The following is a 13,723-nucleotide window of genomic DNA, read 5'->3' as shown; positions in this document are numbered from 1 at the left end:
GATCCGGCACGGCCGCCGACGTACCGGCCCGGCCCGGTCACCCTCGCCCCGGTCCCGCCCAGGAATCCCCACCACAACAGGGGAGAGACAGACGATGGCGCGACCGATCACGCTCTTCACCGGCCAGTGGGCCGACCTGCCGTTCGAGGAGGTATGTCGGCTCGCCTCCGAATGGGGCTACGACGGACTGGAGATCGCCTGCTGGGGCGACCACTTCGAGGTCGACAAGGCGCTCGCCGACGACTCGTACGTCGAGCGCAAGCGGGAGACGCTGGCCAAGCACAACCTGAAGGTCTTCACGATCTCCAACCACCTGGTGGGCCAGGCCGTCTGCGACCACCCGATCGACGAGCGGCACCAGGACATCCTGCCCGCCCGGATCTGGGGCGACGGCGAACCCGAGGGGGTACGCCAGCGGGCCGCCGAGGAGATCAAGGACACCGCCCGCGCGGCGGCGAAGCTCGGGGTGGACACGGTGGTCGGCTTCACCGGATCGTCCATCTGGCACACCCTGGCGATGTTCCCGCCGGTGCCGCCGGCCATGATCGAACGCGGCTACCAGGACTTCGCCGACCGTTGGAACCCGATCCTCGACGTCTTCGACGAGGTGGGGGTGCGGTTCGCCCACGAGGTGCACCCCAGCGAGATCGCGTACGACTACTACACCACCAAGCGGACCCTGGAGGCGATCGACCACCGGCCCGCGTTCGGCCTCAACTGGGACCCGTCGCACTTCGTGTGGCAGGAGCTGGACCCGGTGAACTTCATCTTCGACTTCGCCGACCGGATCTACCACGTCGACTGCAAGGACGCGAAGGTACGCACCGGGGACGGTCGGCGGGGCCGGCTCGCCTCCCACCTGCCCTGGGCCGACCTGCGGCGCGGCTGGGACTTCGTCTCCACCGGCCACGGTGACGTCCCCTGGGAGGACTGCTTCCGGGCGTTGAACGCGATCGGCTACACCGGGCCGATCTCCGTGGAGTGGGAGGACGCCGGGATGGACCGGCTGGTCGGTGCGCCGGAGGCGCTGGAGTTCGTCCGCCGGCTCGCCTTCGACGCCCCGACGGCGGCGTTCGACGCGGCGTTCAGCAGCGGCAAGGACTGAGACGTACTTCGGGCCGGTCGCCACGTGGCGACCGGCCCGAACGACGTACGGACGATCAGAGGGTGCTGCCGTTGGTGCCGGTGCCCGGCGCCTTGGGCTTCGGGGTGGTCACCGACGAGCTGGTCGGGCTGACGCCCGACTTGGCGCCGACGGTGGCGGGGGCGCCCGCGAAGGCGTCGTCCGCCGGGGTCAGCTCCGGCTTGCCACCGTTGCCGGTGTGCAGCTTCTCGCCGAGCTTGGACTGGCCGAGCTTGTCCTTGCCCTCGCTGTAGAGGCGGTTGGCCTGGGCCTGCGCGACCCCGGCCGCCTCCTGGACGGTCGGGTGGTCGAGCACCTTGCGGCCCCGCACCACCAGCTCCTCGTACTTCTCCCGGCCGGCACGGGCGCCCAGGACGAAGCCCGCAGCCAGCCCGCCAAGAAACATGATCTTTCCGCGCATGGCGGCTCCTTCCGTACCTGACGCTCCCGTCGTTCCCGTCCGGTGGTGCCGGTCGGGAACGACCATCGTCGCGCCCCACAATTTCTCGGTCGACAGCTAACTACCCATCCTGCTCCGCAGTCATACCTGCTTGGGTGGGGATGGCGATTTGTCCTTATTGTTGGAGCTGATCGTCCCACCCCGTGGCGACGCGGTCGAAAGCGGCAACCCCCTGGACCGAACCCCCCCGAAGTCCTGTACTCTTGTGCCGTCGCCGAGCGCCGGAGAGATCCGGTTCACTGCGACACGGCAGTCCCCCGTAGCTCAATTGGCAGAGCAGCCGGCTGTTAACCGGCAGGTTTTTGGTTCGAGTCCAAACGGGGGAGCACAATCCCCACCACGAGCCCGTCGGCACCTGCCGACGGGCTTTTCCCTGCGCCCGCCCCCGCCGCCGCGACCCGCGCGCGGTCATCGCCACACCCGCGCCACCGCTACCCGCCCCGCTCTTCCGCTCTGCTGCTCTGCTGTTTTCGCCCACCGCTCTGCTGCCCGCCCTGCCCGCGTCACCGCTGCCCGCGTCACCGCTACCCGCGCCGCTCTGCTGCCCGCGCCGCTCTGCTGCCCGCGCCGCTCTGCTGCCCGCGCCACCGCTCTGCTGCCCGCCCCGCTTCCGTTCGCGTCGCTCGGTGTCCGGCTGCTGTCGCCGGTGCCGCCGGGTCCGTCCGTGGAGATTTGTTGTCGCCGGGGCAGCAAGAAGTCTCCACGATCCTCGGGTGCGGACGGTGGGTACGCCGGTCGGGGGCGGTGAGGGGGCCGGGGCGGTGAGGGGGCCGGGAGTACGACTCGGGGCGGCGCCGGCAGGTGGCGTGAGGGCTGACGCGAGGTGGATGGGCGGTTTCGGCCCCGGGCGGCGTATTCGGACGGCAGGATGACAACTGTCGACCTAGACTCCTGTTGCGTCGATTGCTGCGTCGATTGAGGGGTGGACCGGGGATGGCCGGTGGGCGGAGCCGGGGCGCGGCCACGCTGATCGCCGTGGCGGTCGTGCTGGCGTGGCTGGTCGTCGGTGGGATCGCCGGGCCGTACGCGGGAAAGTTGGGCGACGTCGCGACCAACGACAACGCCTCCTTCCTGCCTGCCGACGCCGAGGCGACCCGGGCGCAGGACCTGGCCGCCGGCTTCGTCGCGGAGCCGACCACCCCCGCCCTGGTGGTCTATGCCCGAAGCACCGGCATCACCCCCGCCGACACCCGGCGGGCGGTCGCCGACAGTGCCCGGTTCGCCCAGGTCGACGGGGTCGTCGGGCCGCTGCCCCCACCGATCGCCAGCCAGGACGGGCAGGCCCTGCAGGTGGTGGTGCCGATCGACGACTCCGAGGGGGAGCGGATCGGCCAGGTGGTCGACGAACTGCGGAGCATCGCGGGGGGCGACCGCGACGGGCTCACCGTGGACGTCGCCGGCCCGGCCGGTCTGCTCGCCGACCTGATCGAGGTCTTCTCCGCCATCGACGGGCCACTGCTGCTGGTCACCCTGGTGGTGGTGCTGATCATCCTGCTGATCGTCTACCGCAGCCCGGTGCTCTGGGTCTTTCCGCTGCTGGCGGCAGGGATGTCGTACGCGTTGGCGTCGGTCTTCGTCTACTCCCTGGCCAAGAACGACGTGATCAAGCTGAACGGGCAGGCCCAGGGCATCCTCACCGTGCTCGTCTTCGGCGCCGGCACCGACTACGCATTGCTGCTGATCGCCCGTTACCGGGAGGAGCTGCACCGGCACGAGCGCCCCTGGGACGCCATGCGCGCCGCCTGGCGGGGTGCCGCCCCGGCCATCGCCGCCTCCGGCGCGACCGTCATCGTCAGTCTGCTCTGCCTGCTGTTGTCCAGCCTGAACTCCAACCGGGCGCTCGGCCCGGTCGCCGCCATCGGTATCGCCGCCACCCTGCTGGTGATGCTGACGTTCCTGCCCGCCCTGCTGGTGCTCGGCGGCCGGCGGGCGTTCTGGCCGCGTACCCCCAGGGTGGACCGGGCGGACCCACAGGCCGAACACGGGCTGTGGGCCCGGATCGCCGGCTTCGTCGCCCGGCGGGCCCGGGTGGTCTGGCTGACCACCGCCGTGGTGCTGGCCCTGCTCACCCTCGGCCTCACCCAGCTCGGTGCGACCACCCTCGGTCAGTCGGAGCTGTTCACCGACCGCACCGACTCGGTCGCCGGGCAGGAGGTGATCGCCCGGCACTACCCGGCCGGCACCGGCAGCCCGGCGACCATCTTCACCCGCCAGCAGAGCGCCGGGCAGGTCGCCCAGGTCGCGCAGGGCGTGCCCGGGGTGGCCGCCGTCCGCCCGGTGACCCGGCGTGACCAGACCGGTCCGCCGGACCCGGACGCCCCGCCCCTGGTGGTCGACGGGCGGGTGCAGCTGGAGGCGACCCTCACCGACCCGCCGGACAGCGATGCGGCCGAGCGGACCATCCGCGACCTGCGTGAGGCGGTGCACCGGGTGCCGGCCGCCGACGCCGTCGTCGGTGGGTTCACCGCGATCGACGTGGACACCTCCGACGCGTCCACCCGGGACCGCAACGTCATCATCCCGGTCGTCCTGGCGGTGATCGCGGTCATCCTGGCGCTGCTGCTGCGGGCCCTGGTCGCGCCGGTGCTGCTGATCGCGACGGTGGTGCTGTCGTTCCTGGCCACCCTCGGCCTCTGCGCGGTGATCTTCCGCTACCTGCTGGACTTTCCCGGCGTCGACGCGTCGTTCCCGCTGTTCGCCTTCGTCTTCCTGGTCGCCCTGGGCATCGACTACAACATCTTCCTGATGAGCCGGGTCCGCGAGGAGTCGGTCCGTCGGGGCACCCGGGCGGGGGTGCTGGCCGGGCTGACCGTCACCGGCGGGGTGATCACCTCCGCCGGCATCGTGCTCGCCGCCACCTTCTCCGCGCTGGCCGTACTCCCGTTGGTGGTACTGGTCGAATTGGGTGTGGCGGTGGCCGTAGGGGTACTGCTGGACACCATCGTGGTCCGCTCGCTGCTGGTGCCCGCACTGTCGTACGACATCGGGCCGAAGGTGTGGTGGCCGAGCCGGCTGTCCCGGTCGGCGCGCAACGACACGGAGGTGCAACGTGCCCGCTGAGACGGACGTGGTGATCGTCGGCGGTGGACTCGCCGGGCTGGCGGTCGCCCGCCGGCTGCACCGGGCCGGGGTGCCCTGGCGGCTGCTGGAGGCCGGCGACCGGATCGGCGGCCGGGTCGCCACCGACACCGTCGACGGCTACCTGCTCGACCGGGGCTTCCAGGTGCTCAACACCGCGTACCCGAGGCTCGGCACCCTGCTCGACCTGGGCACCCTCGACCTCGGGTGGTTCACCTCCGGGGTGCTGGTCCGCCGCGGCGACCGGCTCGACCGGCTGGTCCATCCGCTGCGCGAACCCGGCGGCGCACCCGCTACCGCGCTCGCCGGCATCGGTTCGCTGGCCGACCGGCTGCGCTTCGCCGCCCTCGCCACCGGTTGCGCCACCCTGCCGGCGCACCGGCTGCTGACCGCGCCGGAGACCACCAGCGAGGCGGCGCTGCGCCGGGCCGGCCTGTCCGACACCATCATCGAGGAGCTCATCCGGCCGTTCCTGTCCGGCGTGCTCATCGACCGGGAACTGGAAACCTCCAGCCGCGTGCTGGCGATGATCCTGCGGTCCTTCGTCCGGGGCCGCATCGGCCTGCCCGCCCGGGGGATGGCCGCGCTGCCGCAGGCCGTGGCCGCCCCGCTGCCCGCCGACCTGATCACCTGCGACACCCCGGTCACCTCGGTCGCCCCCGGCCGGGTCCGCACCCCGGACGGTGAGATCGCCTGCCGCGCCGTCGTGGTCGCCGCCGACCCGCCGGCCGCGACCACGCTGCTGCCCACCCTGCCCCGGGTACGCACCCACAGCTACACCACCTACTACCACAGCGCCCCCGAGGCGCCGCTCGACGAACCGATCCTGCTCGTCGACGGCGACCGGCGGGAACTCGTCGCCAACACGGTGGTGGTCAGCCGGGCCGTCCCGTCGTACGCCCCGGCCGGGCGGCACCTCGTGGCGACCTCCGTGGTCGGCCCCGACGCCCCGCCCGAGCCGACGGTCCGGGCCGAACTGGACCGGCTCTACGGATGCTCCACAGCGGACTGGGACCACCTGACCACCGTGTCGGTGCCGCACGCCCTGCCCGCCGCACCCCCGCCGCAGGGACGGCTGCGTAAGCCGGTGGCGCTCGGCGGAGGGATCTTCGTGGCCGGTGACCACCGGGACAGTCCGTCCATCCAGGGTGCTCTGGCCAGCGGCTGGCGTACGGCCGGGGCGGTGCTCACGGAACTGCGCGCGGCGGGCTGATCCGCAGGCTCGCGCAACACCGGTTCGGGTGCGTCCGGATCGACTGCTGACTGTTATTCTCGCGTTGCCCATCGTACCGGGCGGTGACTTCTCGTCCTACCGGTTCGGGTGCTGGCAGGTGGTCTGGCGGGCAGGTTACGATCCGGCGCGGTATCGGGGCGGTAGCTCAGCGGGTTAGAGCAGGGGACTCATAATCCCTCGGTCGCGGGTTCGAACCCCGCCCGCCCCACCAGCGCAAACACTAGATCCATGATCTTCCCGTGGTGCTACTCGTGGTGCGAGCGCGCTACGGTCGGCCCCATGGCGACGGCGAACGGGCGCGGGAAGCGCCAGCGCGGCGAGATCGAGGAACTGCCCAGCGGCTCACTGAGGGTGAAGGTCTACGCGGGCGTTGACCCCATCACGAAGAAGCGGCACTACCTGACCGAGACGATTCCGCCCGGTGCGACGGCTCGGAAGGAAGCCGAGAAGGCGCGTACGCGGTTCCTCGCCCAGGTGGACGAGCGGCGCAACCCACGGACGCGCGCGACGGTCGACCAGCTGCTTGACCGGTGGCTGGAAGTGCTCGACGTCGAGGCGTCGACCCGGCAGGGGTACGTCAAGAAGCTGAACAAGCACGTACGGCCGCTGCTCGGCAAGCTGCCGGTGGGCCGGCTGGACGCCGAGACGCTGGAGTCGTTCTATGCCGTGCTGCGGAAGTGCCGGGACCACTGTGGAGGCGCACGGAAGGCCATCGAGCACCGGAAGGTGGGGCCGCACGACTGCACCGAGAAGTGCCGGCCGCACGAGTGCAAGCCGCTCGCCCCGGCATCGATCCGGCAGATTCACTGGATCCTGTCCGGCGCGCTGAACCGGGCCGTACGGTGGCGTTGGATCGGGGTCAACCCGGCAGATCAAGCGGAGAAGCCCGGGATGCCTCAGCCCAACCCGCACCCACCAACGGCACCGGAAGCGGCGCGTCTGGTCACCCAGGCGTGGAAGGACCCCGACTGGGGTGCGTTCGTGTGGGTGGCTATGACGACGGGGGCGCGGCGTAGTGAGCTGTGCGCGCTGCGATGGTCCGCCGTCGACCTGGACGCCGCCGTGCTGACGCTGCGGAGTGCGCTGTACGTGGACGACGCGGGGAAGCTGCGGGAGAAGGACACCAAGACGCACCAGCAGCGGCGCGTGGCCCTGGACGCGGAGACGGTAGAGGTGCTGCGCGACCAGCTGGCGCGCTGCGAGGAACGCGCGTCAGTCCTCGGGCTGTCGCTGGCCGCTGACGCGTACGTGTTCTCGCCGGACCCGGACGGAGGTACGCCACTCGTGCCGGACACGGCCACCCAGCGATTTGGCCGGATGGCCGCGCGACTTGACCTAACTACGAATCTGCACGCATTGAGGCACTATTCGGCTACAGAGTTAATTGCTGCCGGTGTGGATGTCCGAACAGTGGCGGGTCGGCTTGGTCATGGCGGGGGAGGAGCAACGACCTTGCGGGTCTACTCCGCCTGGCTTTCAGAGTCCGATCAGCGTGCGGCAGTCAAGCTTGCCGGTCGGATGCCGCCTCGCCCGGTGGTGGGCTGACATGCACTGGGGTGCTCCCGAGTTCTAGATCACCAGAAAGAATCTGGTCATTGTGATGAGTGGCTGTCAGGGGTTCGCGCTCTGCGAGCTCAGGAAAAATGCGCTGAAGGGGCCTTCGAAGCAGCTTTTGAAGCCTGTTCTTGGCGACGAACGTAACTGTTGCTGGACGCCTGACCTCCGGCAAGGGGCGGAAGACAAATATGGGCTCTCCAAAAGGGGTCTCGTCCGGCAACTCGATCGTCTTATCTCGGACTGCCGCATATAGCATTCGTGCGGCTCTGTCGGTCTGCGAAGTTCCTGCTGAATGGACTACTAGCCAGACGGCTACCGAACCTATTAATGGCCCCCATAAGAGGGCCTTAGGGCCGAGGGCGTTAAATGTGAGATGCCACTTATAGCAAATGATCGCTATAAGGGCTCCAAGGGGGAAAGATATCCCTCTACGAAATTCGCCTTCGGATCGGATTCTATCGTACTCCAGATACAACTCGGGGCGGGTGGAGCGTAGCTCGTGGTCTACCCGGTCCAAGCGTCGGATTAGCCAATCCTGATAGGCTGAGAGGTCTAGTACTTGAGTTAGTCCGACTCGCGCCTGCCTGTCCCTTTTAAGCTTCTTTATAAGAGCTATTCGAATACCGTTGTCGTATTCTTCTGCGTTTGCGAGATGTAAGCGTAGGTCTGCTAGCGTTTTTAGGTGGGCCGGGATAACCTCCTTGTGATTTCCTTCCGCATACGCTTCCTCCAGTGTTAGGTTGGTGCCAAGGGCTGCTTGATGTAGCGAAGAGTGCGTCAGTTCCTTGACTTTTTCTTCAAGGAAGCCGGGATTCGATGCGTAGTAGTCTTCGAGTGAATCGGCGCATATCTCGTTGAAGATTGAATGGCGCGTCTCGCGTGAATTTCGATATGAGAGCCAGGAGTGCTCAATATAGTTGATTAAGTTCTGCCAGGCTGCTGTCAGGGTATCCTCTACCGTCGTCCAGTAGGTGCCCGATTTGATGCGGTGGTGTCGTAATCCCGCTACAGCGAAAAGTAGAATTGCGCACACGGTGATGCAGGTTAATGCAAGCTCCATGATGGCTGGAATCAATGCAATGAACAGAACTATTGCCGAACCTGCGAGAATGGTAGGTATGGCCAATTTCGAGACTGCTTCGCCTACGGATTGTAGGAAGATTCCGACTAGGTAGACGATTAGGGCAGCGATCCCGATTAACGCCTCCGTGGGAATCTTCCCGATTTGACTAGCTGCGCCAGCGAAGACATCTTTCTGCCAGACCTCTTTAGGGGCTAGGGAGCAAGCAATCCATGCTATTATCGACCAAATTACACCGATTGCAAGCGGTGTTCGTGCTTCGCGCACACCTGGGATGATTTGGCTCAGGACGTTCATTCTGGCGAGAGTAGGGTCTGATCATCTGCGTGTGATTGGTGTGTCAAGTAGGCGACAATCGTGCTGTGCAACGAGCCAATCAGCATCTGCGTGCCCTTGGAAGTCCGCGTGACCTGGGCTTCGCGTATCCTGTGGGGATGGGCCTATCTGCTGCTGCTCGCGATCTAGCCGAAGAGCAGCTTTCTCGTGCGCTGCCTCGCAGGTGGCGTCATGTGCAGGCAGTGGCCGCCAAAGCGGAGCGACTTGCAAACGTCTTTCGGGATGTCGATGCGGACGTTCTGGTTGCTTCGGCGTGGTTGCATGACGTCGGGTACTCGCCGCAGGTGATCTCTACCGGACTGCACGCGCTTGACGGAGCGCTATGGCTCAGGGGTCGGAAATGCAACGAGCGTGTTGCTGGTCTAGTGGCTTATCATTCATGCGCCGAATATGAGGCGCAGGAGCGTGGTCTCGTGGACGTGTTGCAAGCGGAGTTTAGCGATGAGGGGTCGCCAGTACGCGACGCTCTTTGGTGTGCCGACATGACAACTGGGCCAGACGGGCAGAATTTGACCGTGCAGGAGCGCCTAAGCGAAGTGCGGACTAGGTATGGCCCCGATCATCTCGTGACCCGATTTTGGGTGAAGGCAGAACCGGTGCTTATGGAGGCAGTAAATCGCACTCAGGAGCGATTGGCTGTAGCAGGATTTCAGCCAATGTAAGGCTGGGTGCGGTGCTCGTATCCATGGGTGATGCGGAGTTGAATTGATGGATGGATGGGCAGCTCACGCAGGTGGTCTCTGCCTACCCATCGCACCTCTGACGATTCACTGCTTGGGGTGGGTTCTCCGCCGATAGGGCGAGCGCGGAAGCAGATGGAGAACTGTTGCCGGACCTCACCGTCAGTGTAGGCCATGACGTGTTTTGGATCGGTGTAGATGCCGACAATTTCGGTTACCTCGACGTCGATCCCCGACTCTTCTTTCGCTTCACGTACGGCGGTCTCCGCGATGTACTCGCCAAAGTCCTGTGCACCACCGGGAATCGCCCATAAGCCGTTATCGGTCCGGCGGATGAGTAGTACCCGGTCCTGTGCGTCTAGGACGAACACCGTCACCGCTGGGACGATGCTGTTTGCCTTCGGCGCCTTCGGGTCGTCGTAGTACTCGATCCTGGTCATGCCCTCAGTTTGCCACCATTGGCTGCCACGTGGGCAATGAGGACTCCCGCACTCGGTCGAAGCTGTCCGCGTACGTGTCGAACAGGTCGCCGCCGGCAAGCCGGCGCAGGTGCATGACGGGCGTGTGTGCGGCCGGGAAGCCGAAGACGTGTGAGTTGACGAGCATCTCGTCATCGAACCGGAAGATCGAGTTGTAGAGCGTCGTCCGGTGGAAGTGCACGTTCACCCCCGGGACATCGCGTAGTCGCTGGTAGAAGGCGAGCACATTCCGCACCTTGCCAGCCATCGCGTCGCCGATGCCCTCGTCCGCCCCGCGTTGCGCTACCTCGGGACTCTCCGGGTCGCCGAGCAGGATCTCAACCCGCATGCCGGCTGCTGCCTTCGCCTTGAGCGTGGTGACCAGCTGCGGTTGCTGTTCGGGCAGGAAAAGCCCTGCGTAGACCAGGATGCCGACCCGCTCCTGTGCTTGCGAGATCAGCCGTCGCCAGAGGTCGTCCGGCACTGCCGCGCGTCGCGGGTATACCTGCACTACCTCGGACTGCGCTACGCGGTTCGCGCGCTCCTGCGGCATGGCGTCAGGCCACAGGTACGACTCACTCTCCTTGATCAGCGCAGCGATCGCATGCCGGTAGCGCGGATACGGTGCCCGTCCCTGCGTGATCCACCGTTCCACGGTCTTCGGGTCTACCCCGAGCTGTTCGGCCACGGACGACGGCGTCAAGCCGTTGCGGAGCATTGCATCGCGTAGCCGGTCGTTCGGCATTGCCACCTCCGAGATACTTCTAGGGACGACTTGAAGATAGCAAGGACGTCCCAAGTCGTCCAGTGTGGTGGTGAAGGTGTCACCCCTCGTGATCGGAACCTATGTGCACCCCGATCGATGAGGCGGAAGGACACCAATGAAGACCGATCGACCTGCTGGCCACCCCCAGCGGTTCTACACCGTCGCCGAAGCGGCTCAGTTGCTGCGAACCTGCGACATGACGCTGTACCGGTCGATCCGCGTGGGCGAGTTCCCGGCCATCCGCATCCGAGGGCGGTACGTCGTTCCCGCGAAGGCCATCGACGCGATGGAAGCGGGTGCCCTGGCTAACGGCCTGGTCGACGCCGCCGACTACACCACCCGGAGCGTGGCGTGATGACGACCTTCGACTACGAGCCGAGTGCCGCCGACCTGGCCGAGATCGAGCAGGAGTTGCCGTTGATCGAGGCGGAGGTGTTGTTGCTCGACGCGCAGATTGTCGTGCTGACGGGCGACGGCGGACCGACCGAGTTGGACTGGCAGCGGCTGCGTCGGGCGCAGCGTCGGGTGCTGCGGGAGGCGCGTGCCCTGCTCGCGGTGCGCGCTACGTCGGAGCGGCAGGTGGCGTGATGTCCCGCGTTCGCGCTGCCTTCAACGATCCGGACGGCAAGCGGTACGGCATCCCCACTTTCTGGTGGCGGGGTGCCCCGTCCGGTTACGCCACCCGCCGCCAACTGCGGGCCGCCGGCCTGCGCCCCGGTGGTCAGGAGATTGCCGCTCAGGTGCTCTGGCGCGGTATCGGCGGCACCCGCGCCGCCTACCTCTACCGGATCGACCTGGCCCGGCCGAAGCGCACTGCTACCCCCGCGCAGTTGCGCGCGGTTCGCGCCGCGCTGACCGCTCGCCGTACCTGTCCGACCTGCGAGCGGGTGCGCCCCTACTACATCCCGCGCTCGCTGGGCGAGTGCACCGAGTGCTCGCCCCTGTGTGCCTAGGAGGCACCCCGTGATCGTGCTGGTTCTGCTGCTCATCGTGCTGGGCGGCACCGCCGTGATGCTCGCCCCGTTCGCTATCGCCCACGCCCTCAACAGCGAGACCCCGACGATGAAGGAGACCCTTCGATGACCGCTCCCGCCAGCATTCATCCTCGCAGTGTCGATGACCTCTACCCGGGCGCGTTGGCGCTTGCCGACCAGCTCGGCGAGGTTCCCTCCCGCAACCGCCTTCAGAAGCAGTTCAAGATCGGTGCACCGAAGGCCACCGAGCTACGCGAACGACTGCTGACCCGCACCCCCGACCCGGTCGCCACCCCCGACCCGGTCGCCACCCCCGACCCGGTGGTCGGCCCGGACCCGGCCGTTGGCGTTGAGCAGGTGGTGTGGGACTACCCGGAGCCGATCGGCCCGGTCCCGGCCCCGCCCTCGGACCCGGTGCCGGTGGCGGTCGCCCCGGAGGCCACCGAGGCGTCCCAGCCGCGTCGGGGGTGGTTCCGCCGTCGTCCGGTGGTGGGTGAGTCGTCGCAGGTCCGGGTGGACGGACACCCGGGTCCGAAGATCACCCCCACCCCCACCCCCACCCCCACCCCCGACCCGGTGCCGGAGGGGCCTGAGGCTGGGCAGGTCAGGCAGTTCAAGCGCATCCGGTGGGCGGTGCGGGTGGTGCTCGCGCTCGGGGTGGCCGCGTCGATCGCGGGCAACGTGCTCCACGCCCGGGACGAGATCATCAGTCAGGTCATCTCCGCCTGGTCGCCCCTGGCCTTGCTGCTGACGATCGAGCTGATCTCCCGGGTGCCGGTGCACTCGCGTCGGCTGGCGATCGGGCGGTGGGCGGCGACGGCGCTGATCGCGGGGATCGCCGCGTGGGTGTCCTACTGGCACATGGCCTCCGTCGCCGCGCACTACGGGGAGACCAACGGGGCGCAGTACCTGCTCCCGCTGTCCGTCGATGGCCTGGTGGTCGTCGCGTCGATCTGCCTGGTCGAGCTGGGCGGTCGGATCGCCGCCGGCAACCGCAGTTGACCCCGCCCGGCGGCACAGCCCCATTGGCCTGAGAAACCCGTGCTGTGCCGCCGGTCCGGTCACCCAACCCCCACACGAGAGGAGGGCACCTCTGATGGTGCCAGTACCCGATCCGGTGTGGTTCACCGACCGGATCACCGAAGTCCGCGCCGAACTCGCCCGCGCCGACACCAAAGCGTCCACATTGATGGCCGTCGCCGGTGCAGCGGTGACGGTCGGCGTGGCGATCCTCGCCCGCACCGACCTGCCCGGCCCCGCGCTGGCCGCCGGGGTCACCACCGTCGCCCTGGTCGGTACGGCGGTGGGGCTGCTCGCCGGTGCGGTCCGGCCGTGCCTCGGTGGTGGTCACGGCCTGGTCCACTACGCCGCTGCTGCGCCGGGGGACCTGATTACCGAGGCCACCGCCCCGCCGCTGTCCGCCGCCGCCGAACGGGCGCACCACCTGGTGTGGCTGTCCCGCACCGCCGTCCGCAAGTACCGGCGGGTCCGCACCGCTGTAGATCTGCTGCTGGCCGGCCTGGTCGGCACCGCGCTTACCGCCCTGCTCGCCACCCTTGCCTGATCACGAAGGAGTCGTTTCGTGTCGAACACCAACCCGCAGGGTCGCACGCTGTTCTCTGGTGCGGATTCCCTGACGGATAACCACGCTCTGATCGAGTGGTGCGAGAGCACCCGCCGGATCCTGCACGCCGCCGCCCTGGAGTTGGGGATCACCGCCAGTGAGTTGGACGCCCGGTTGCGGCGGGTCGGCGGTGGGGCCGTCGTCGTGGGTGGTCTGACCGCGCGGGCGCGTGCCCGGCAGGTCGCCAAGCCCCTCCAACAGGCCAGTGAGGCCCTGGTGATCGCGAGTCAGTACGTGATCACGGCGAACAACCGGTTCGTCACTGCCTACATGCCCGAGTTGGAGCAGGTCGGCTACCGGGGTGCCCGCCGCCCCGACTTCAAGTTCACCGCCTAACCGAAGGAAGGGAGGA

At 67.8% G+C, this 13,723-nt stretch carries 15 protein-coding genes and 2 tRNA genes; 13 read left to right on the top strand and 4 right to left on the bottom strand.

From position 1 onward, the window contains the following. Positions 1-94 precede the first annotated feature (94 nt). Complete coding sequence (locus ACQP2H_RS23685) at positions 95-1,105, top strand: sugar phosphate isomerase/epimerase family protein (RefSeq protein WP_208568840.1); 1,011 nt, start codon at positions 95-97, stop codon at positions 1,103-1,105. A gap of 55 nt (positions 1,106-1,160) precedes the next feature. Here the strand turns inward: ACQP2H_RS23685 and ACQP2H_RS23680 are convergent, their stop codons facing one another. Next, positions 1,161-1,544 carry a hypothetical protein gene (locus ACQP2H_RS23680; RefSeq protein WP_219464218.1) on the bottom strand — a complete coding sequence of 128 codons (384 nt, stop codon included), beginning with the start codon at positions 1,542-1,544 and terminating at the stop codon, positions 1,161-1,163. A 292-nt stretch (positions 1,545-1,836) separates the two neighbouring features. On the opposite strand from ACQP2H_RS23680, the gene ACQP2H_RS23675 reads away from it, so the two are divergent. The 5 genes from ACQP2H_RS23675 to ACQP2H_RS23655 all read left to right on the top strand — a co-directional run bounded on the left by ACQP2H_RS23675 (position 1,837) and on the right by ACQP2H_RS23655 (position 7,440). Beyond that, positions 1,837-1,909 (top strand) — tRNA-Asn (locus tag ACQP2H_RS23675). Positions 1,910-2,516: 607 nt separating this feature from the next. Further along, positions 2,517-4,643: an MMPL family transporter gene (locus ACQP2H_RS23670; protein WP_357535609.1), complete on the top strand. Its 2,127-nt coding sequence runs from the start codon at positions 2,517-2,519 to the stop codon at positions 4,641-4,643. Further along, a complete protein-coding gene (locus ACQP2H_RS23665) occupies positions 4,633-5,874 on the top strand; it encodes an NAD(P)/FAD-dependent oxidoreductase (protein ID WP_219464216.1) in 1,242 nt (413 codons plus the stop codon). The genes ACQP2H_RS23670 and ACQP2H_RS23665 overlap by 11 nt, the downstream gene beginning before the upstream one ends. Before the next feature lie 155 nt (positions 5,875-6,029). Further along, a tRNA-Ile gene (locus ACQP2H_RS23660) sits at positions 6,030-6,106 on the top strand. Positions 6,107-6,174: 68 nt separating this feature from the next. Then, on the top strand, positions 6,175-7,440 hold the full coding sequence (locus ACQP2H_RS23655) for a tyrosine-type recombinase/integrase (protein ID WP_433228921.1): 1,266 nt from the start codon (positions 6,175-6,177) through the stop codon (positions 7,438-7,440). Here the strand turns inward: ACQP2H_RS23655 and ACQP2H_RS23650 are convergent. Then, positions 7,397-8,830 (bottom strand): hypothetical protein, encoded by a 1,434-nt coding sequence (locus tag ACQP2H_RS23650; protein WP_433228919.1) that lies wholly within the window; start codon positions 8,828-8,830, stop codon positions 7,397-7,399. The two genes, ACQP2H_RS23655 and ACQP2H_RS23650, sit on opposite strands and share 44 nt — an antisense overlap. Before the next feature lie 137 nt (positions 8,831-8,967). On the opposite strand from ACQP2H_RS23650, the gene ACQP2H_RS23645 reads away from it, so the two are divergent. Beyond that, positions 8,968-9,531 (top strand): HD domain-containing protein, encoded by a 564-nt coding sequence (locus ACQP2H_RS23645; RefSeq protein WP_433233650.1) that lies wholly within the window; start codon positions 8,968-8,970, stop codon positions 9,529-9,531. Here ACQP2H_RS23645 and ACQP2H_RS23640 read toward each other — a convergent pair. Both ACQP2H_RS23640 and ACQP2H_RS23635 read right to left on the bottom strand, forming a co-directional pair. After that, a complete protein-coding gene (locus ACQP2H_RS23640; protein WP_433228917.1) occupies positions 9,519-9,989 on the bottom strand; it encodes an NUDIX domain-containing protein in 471 nt (156 codons plus the stop codon). The genes ACQP2H_RS23645 and ACQP2H_RS23640 overlap by 13 nt on opposite strands. 4 nt (positions 9,990-9,993) lie before the next feature. Further along, entirely contained in the window at positions 9,994-10,752 is a 759-nt protein-coding gene (locus tag ACQP2H_RS23635; protein WP_433233648.1) for an XRE family transcriptional regulator, read from the bottom strand. 136 nt (positions 10,753-10,888) lie between these two features. On the opposite strand from ACQP2H_RS23635, the gene ACQP2H_RS23630 reads away from it, so the two are divergent. The 6 genes from ACQP2H_RS23630 (at position 10,889) to ACQP2H_RS23605 (ending at position 13,707) form a co-directional block, all read left to right on the top strand. Beyond that, positions 10,889-11,128 (top strand): helix-turn-helix domain-containing protein, encoded by a 240-nt coding sequence (locus ACQP2H_RS23630; protein WP_020218358.1) that lies wholly within the window; start codon positions 10,889-10,891, stop codon positions 11,126-11,128. Then, positions 11,128-11,361, top strand: a complete 234-nt coding sequence (locus ACQP2H_RS23625) for a DUF6284 family protein (RefSeq protein ID WP_433228914.1) — start codon at positions 11,128-11,130, stop codon at positions 11,359-11,361. Before ACQP2H_RS23630 ends, ACQP2H_RS23625 begins: the two co-directional genes overlap by 1 nt. After that, a complete protein-coding gene (locus ACQP2H_RS23620; protein ID WP_433228912.1) occupies positions 11,361-11,726 on the top strand; it encodes an RRQRL motif-containing zinc-binding protein in 366 nt (121 codons plus the stop codon). The genes ACQP2H_RS23625 and ACQP2H_RS23620 overlap by 1 nt, the downstream gene beginning before the upstream one ends. 126 nt (positions 11,727-11,852) lie before the next feature. Further along, positions 11,853-12,749 (top strand): DUF2637 domain-containing protein, encoded by an 897-nt coding sequence (locus tag ACQP2H_RS23615; RefSeq protein ID WP_433228910.1) that lies wholly within the window; start codon positions 11,853-11,855, stop codon positions 12,747-12,749. A 94-nt stretch (positions 12,750-12,843) separates the two neighbouring features. Then, on the top strand, positions 12,844-13,311 hold the full coding sequence (locus ACQP2H_RS23610; RefSeq protein WP_433228908.1) for a Pycsar system effector family protein: 468 nt from the start codon (positions 12,844-12,846) through the stop codon (positions 13,309-13,311). Between the two features lie 18 nt (positions 13,312-13,329). Continuing rightward, positions 13,330-13,707: a hypothetical protein gene (locus tag ACQP2H_RS23605; RefSeq protein WP_433228906.1), complete on the top strand. Its 378-nt coding sequence runs from the start codon at positions 13,330-13,332 to the stop codon at positions 13,705-13,707. Positions 13,708-13,723 lie beyond the last annotated feature (16 nt).

It is taken from the genome of Micromonospora sp. CA-248260, assembly GCF_050942205.1.
GTDB classification, from domain to species: Bacteria; Actinomycetota; Actinomycetes; order Mycobacteriales; family Micromonosporaceae; genus Micromonospora; species Micromonospora antibiotica.
This window is presented reverse-complemented; position numbering and strand designations above follow the sequence as displayed.

Excerpts from the sequence above, each read along its gene's own strand:
- ACQP2H_RS23680 (WP_219464218.1), bottom strand. The coding sequence starts at position 1,544 with ATGCGCGGAAAGATCATGTTTCTTGGCGGGCTGGCTGCGGGCTTCGTC.
- ACQP2H_RS23650 (WP_433228919.1), bottom strand. The coding sequence starts at position 8,830 with ATGAACGTCCTGAGCCAAATCATCCCAGGTGTGCGCGAAGCACGAACA.
- ACQP2H_RS23610 (WP_433228908.1), top strand. The coding sequence starts at position 12,844 with ATGGTGCCAGTACCCGATCCGGTGTGGTTCACCGACCGGATCACCGAA.
- ACQP2H_RS23635 (WP_433233648.1), bottom strand. The coding sequence starts at position 10,752 with ATGCCGAACGACCGGCTACGCGATGCAATGCTCCGCAACGGCTTGACG.
- ACQP2H_RS23620 (WP_433228912.1), top strand. The coding sequence starts at position 11,361 with ATGTCCCGCGTTCGCGCTGCCTTCAACGATCCGGACGGCAAGCGGTAC.
- ACQP2H_RS23645 (WP_433233650.1), top strand. The coding sequence starts at position 8,968 with ATGGGCCTATCTGCTGCTGCTCGCGATCTAGCCGAAGAGCAGCTTTCT.
- ACQP2H_RS23630 (WP_020218358.1), top strand. The coding sequence starts at position 10,889 with ATGAAGACCGATCGACCTGCTGGCCACCCCCAGCGGTTCTACACCGTC.
- ACQP2H_RS23655 (WP_433228921.1), top strand. The coding sequence starts at position 6,175 with ATGGCGACGGCGAACGGGCGCGGGAAGCGCCAGCGCGGCGAGATCGAG.
- ACQP2H_RS23670 (WP_357535609.1), top strand. The coding sequence starts at position 2,517 with ATGGCCGGTGGGCGGAGCCGGGGCGCGGCCACGCTGATCGCCGTGGCG.
- ACQP2H_RS23615 (WP_433228910.1), top strand. The coding sequence starts at position 11,853 with ATGACCGCTCCCGCCAGCATTCATCCTCGCAGTGTCGATGACCTCTAC.
- ACQP2H_RS23685 (WP_208568840.1), top strand. The coding sequence starts at position 95 with ATGGCGCGACCGATCACGCTCTTCACCGGCCAGTGGGCCGACCTGCCG.
- ACQP2H_RS23625 (WP_433228914.1), top strand. The coding sequence starts at position 11,128 with ATGACGACCTTCGACTACGAGCCGAGTGCCGCCGACCTGGCCGAGATC.
- ACQP2H_RS23640 (WP_433228917.1), bottom strand. The coding sequence starts at position 9,989 with ATGACCAGGATCGAGTACTACGACGACCCGAAGGCGCCGAAGGCAAAC.